Source organism: Dietzia sp. Cai40, assembly GCF_014145165.1.
GTDB lineage: Bacteria > Actinomycetota > Actinomycetes > Mycobacteriales > Mycobacteriaceae > Dietzia > Dietzia natronolimnaea.
Map to the genome: position 1 here is coordinate 1 of NZ_JAALEB010000001.1, position 1,164 is coordinate 1,164.

General features: G+C 66.8%; 1 protein-coding gene. It reads left to right on the forward strand.

From position 1 onward, the window contains the following. The first annotated feature begins 90 nt into the window (after positions 1 to 90). Complete coding sequence (locus G6022_RS00005) at positions 91 to 1,125, forward strand: DNA-directed RNA polymerase subunit alpha (RefSeq protein WP_067716627.1); 1,035 nt, start codon at positions 91 to 93, stop codon at positions 1,123 to 1,125. The last annotated feature ends 39 nt before the right edge of the window (positions 1,126 to 1,164 follow it).

Genomic DNA, 1,164 nt, shown 5'->3' on the forward strand with positions numbered 1-1,164 from the left:
GCCGGGCGGGCCGCACATCGCGGCCCGCCCGGCGACGGTGGGTTACTACGGCGTCAAATAGCGGACGCCGAGAATCGAAAGAGGTAGCACATGCTCATCTCCCAGCGGCCCACCCTCACCGAGGAGGTCGTCTCCGAGAACCGCTCACGGTTCGTGCTCGAGCCCCTCGAGCCCGGTTTCGGCTACACCATCGGCAACTCCCTGCGTCGCACGCTGCTGTCGTCCATCCCGGGCGCGGCCGTGACCAGCATCCGCATCGAGGGTGTCCTGCACGAGTTCACCACCGTGCCGGGCGTCAAGGAGGATGTCACCGACATCATCCTGAACCTCAAGGGCCTGGTCGTCTCGTCCGTCGAGGACGAGCCGGTCACCATGTACCTCAAGAAGCAGGGCCCGGGAGCCGTCACCGCCGGTGACATCGTCCCGCCGTCCGGCGTCGAGGTGCACAACCCGGACCTGCACATCGCCACTCTCAACGAGAAGGGCCGTCTGGAGATCGAGCTGGTCGTCGAGCGCGGTCGTGGCTACGTCCCCGCGGGGCTCAACAAGGACGCGGGACACGAGATCGGCCGCATCCCGGTCGACTCGATCTACTCGCCCGTCCTCAAGGTCACCTACAAGGTCGAGGCCACCCGTGTGCACCAGCGCACGGACTTCGACCGCCTGGTCCTGGACGTCGAGACCAAGAACTCGATGACCGCCCGTGACGCCCTGGCGTCCGCAGGCAAGACGCTGGTCGAGCTCTTCGGCCTGGCACGTGAGCTCAACGACGAGGCCGAGGGCATCGAGATCGGGCCCAGCCCGGCCGAGGCCGATCACATCGCCGCCTACGGCATGCCGATCGACGACCTGGACCTGTCCGTCCGGTCCTACAACTGCCTCAAGCGCGAGGGTGTCCACACCGTGGGCGAGCTCGTGGCGCGCAGCGAGTCGGACCTGCTAGACATCCGCAACTTCGGTCAGAAGTCGATCGACGAGGTCAAGGTCAAGCTCGTCGAGCTCGGCCTGTCGCTCAAGGATGCGCCCCCCGGGTTCGATCCCGCCTCGGTCGCCGGCTACGACGCCGAGACCGGGACGTGGACCGACGAGGGCGGCGAGGATTACGCCGAGACCGAGCAGCTCTGACGAGCTCTCAGCACACCATTCCTAGGAGAATCTGATGCC

Bases quoted from the DNA above. Each gene is read 5' to 3' on its own strand.
- G6022_RS00005 (WP_067716627.1), top strand. From the start codon at position 91: ATGCTCATCTCCCAGCGGCCCACCCTCACCGAGGAGGTCGTCTCCGAG.